Here is a 2886-nt window from a genome sequence, read left to right as displayed (position 1 = left end):
AAGTAACTCGCCCGCAAGGGCGAAAGCCTTTGCTCTTGACTGATGTATCAGATGAAGTGAGCTGCAGTAGCGGCTTCAGCCGCGACGGGCGTTCCCGGCAAAACCCGTCGCGGCTGAAGCAACTCCTACGCTCCCAAGACCCCTGAGCAAACCTGCCACCCATCCCAAATCCCATGGCAGCCCCGCCCCGGCTCTGCTAAAGTCCGCGCCCAGCGCTGCCGCGTCCGGCAGCCAGGCACAGCCGCCGCCATGCCTTCAACCGTGAGTCTTTCGGGGGAAGTGGTGTATGCGCGTCGCGCGGTCCGTGTTGTCCTTATGCGTGGTATCCGTCTTGCTGAGCTGGGCGCCGCCAACGCGCGCTGCCGGCGCCGATGCCGCGCCGCCTCCTGATCCCACCACTCTCGACCAGATCGTCGTCACCGGCGAGAAAAGCGGCCGCAGCGTGCAGGACACCACCAGCTCGGTCGCCGTCACCACCGAAGCGCGCATCGAGCAGGAGAACCTGCAGAACGCCTACGAGGTGTTCAACCGCACCGCCAACATGGCCCAGACCTACGGCGATGCCGGCTTCAGCATCCGCGGCATCCGCAACATCGACGGCGGCAGCGATGCACCGCTGGCCACCATCTACCTGGACGGCGCCGCCCTGCCGTGGAAGGCGATCAGCTGGGCGCCGCTGAGCCTGTGGGACCTGCAGCAGGTGGAAGTCCTGCGCGGCCCGCAGTCCACCCTGCAGGGCGAGAACGCCCTGGCCGGCGCGATCGTCCTGCGCACCGCCGAGCCGACCATGGACTGGCAGGGCAAGCTGCGGGTACTGGCCTCCGATCCCTCCGACCGCAGCGTGGCCGGTGCGGTCGGCGGCCCGATCGTCGCCGACGAACTGGCATTCCGCGCCTCGGTGGAGCAGCGCAGCTTCGACGGCTACACCTGGAACCTCACCCGCCAGGCCGCCGACGACGCACAGGTCTCGGCGATCTACCGCGGTAAGCTGCTGTGGACGCCGTCGGCGATCGCCGGGCTGAAGGTGCAGCTGGGCTACACCCGCTCGCACCGCACCGGGCCGTACATGTACAGCTACGTGCGCACCGATCTGCCCGACTATTTCGCGCACCGCTACACCACCAACAACACCCCGGACCGCACCCGCAGCGACAGCGACATCGTCACCCTGCAGGCCGACTATGCGCTCTCCGACGCCTGGTCGCTGTCCTCGGTCAGCGCCTGGAACAAGGTCACCTCGTCCAGCCTGTGGGACATGGACCATGGCCCGGACAATGCCGGCTACGCGCGGCGCCAGCTCGACGACACCACCGCCTCGCAGGAATTGCGCCTGCACTACGCCGGCACCGCGGTGCAGGGCCTGCTCGGCGCGTACTGGGCGCGGCACGTGGAAGACAACGACGCGCAACTGCTGAACAACGTCGCCACGCCGAACACCACCATCGCCGGGCTGCTGCGCAGCGCCGGCTTCCCGGCCGCCACCGCCACCGCGATCGCCACCCGCTACGCGCAGGCGCTGCCGGTGATTCCGGTCGACTACGTCAGCGCCAGCCCGACCCGCTCCAGCAACCGCGCGCTGTTCGCCGACGGCCAATGGCAGGTGGGCAGCGGGTTCTCGCTGCTGGGCGGGCTGCGCTACGACCGCCAGCGCTACGCCATGGCCTCCGACACCACCGCGGCCTTCGCCGGCCGCTATCCCGACCCGGCCGCCTTCGCCGCCAGCGGCACCGCGCTGTACCGGGCCATCGTCGCGATCAACCAGGGCGTGGCCGGCATCGTGCGCTCAGCCAACGGCGAGGTGGCCTGGAACACGCGCGACTTCGATGCGCTGCTGCCCAAGCTCGGCATGCGCTACGACTGGAACCCGGACCTGTCGACCAGCCTGGTGGTGCAGCGCGGCTACCGCTCCGGCGGCTCCAGCTTCAACTCGGCGCGCAGCCAGGCTTTCCCCTACGACCCGGAATACACCTGGAACTACGAAGCCGCGCTGCGCTCGCAGTGGCTGGACCGGCGCCTGACCCTCAACGCCAACGCCTACTACATCGACTGGAAGGACAAGCAGACCACCGCCTACTTCGGCCTCAACAGCTTCGACTACAACACCGTCAACGCCGGCCGCGCGCATCTGTATGGGGCCGAGCTGGAGGCCAGCCACCGCCCCAACGAGGCCTTCGACTGGTACGGCTCGCTGGGCTATGCGCGCACCCGCTACGACAGCTTCGCCACCATCGCCGGCGCCTCGGTCATCGACTACGCCGGCCGCGAGTTCGCCTACGCGCCGCACTGGACCGCGGCGCTGGGCGCCAACTGGCGCTTCGCCGGGGGCTGGCTGGCCAACCTCAACGCCAGCTTCCGCGACCGCGTCTACACCGACATCGGTGCAGGCGCGGTGCAACTAGCCTCACGCACCGTGGTCAACGCCAAGTTCGGCTACGAAAACCTGGACTGGAGCGCGTGGATCTTCGCCAACAACCTGCTCGACCGCGACTACGTGCAGTACCGCTGGGCCACCGATCCGGTCGCGATCCTGGGCGCGCCGCGCGTGGTCGGCATCGGTTTCGAGGCGCGCTGGTGATGCTCGCCTTTGCCACCGCCGCCTATCTGCTCGCCGCCGCGCTGGCGGCGCTGGCGTTCTACCTGGCCACCGCGCACCAGCGGCTGCGTCCGGCCTGGCGCCGGCACGCGCGCGCGCTGCGCGTGGCCGGCACGCTGCTGTGCGTGGCCGCATTGGGTGCGGCGATTTCGGCGCTGGGCGTGTGGGCCGGCGTGTTCGCCGCGCTGAGCGCGACGATGCTGGCGGCGGTGGCCCTGCCGTACCTGGATGCGTGGCGACAATTGCACCGAGGGGCTGGCGATGTGGGCTAGGTGGCTGGCGGCGATCGTGCT

General features: G+C 69.5%; 2 protein-coding genes. Both read left to right on the top strand.

From position 1 onward, the window contains the following. Nucleotides 1-319: 319 nt before the first annotated feature. Complete coding sequence (locus tag D180_RS10695) at nt 320-2575, top strand: TonB-dependent receptor (RefSeq protein WP_232760438.1); 2256 nt, start codon at nt 320-322, stop codon at nt 2573-2575. Beyond that, entirely contained in the window at nt 2575-2865 is a 291-nt protein-coding gene (locus tag D180_RS10690) for a hypothetical protein (protein WP_017912786.1), read from the top strand. Before D180_RS10695 ends, D180_RS10690 begins: the two co-directional genes overlap by 1 nt. Nucleotides 2866-2886: the final 21 nt, after the last annotated feature.

This window comes from Xanthomonas sp. SHU 166 (genome assembly GCF_000364685.1).
Lineage (GTDB): Bacteria > Pseudomonadota > Gammaproteobacteria > Xanthomonadales > Xanthomonadaceae > Xanthomonas_A > Xanthomonas_A sontii.
Note: the sequence above shows the minus strand (reverse complement) of the source record. Positions and strands in the feature narration are given on the sequence as shown.

Excerpts from the sequence above, each read along its gene's own strand:
- D180_RS10690 (WP_017912786.1), top strand. The coding sequence starts at position 2,575 with ATGCTCGCCTTTGCCACCGCCGCCTATCTGCTCGCCGCCGCGCTGGCG.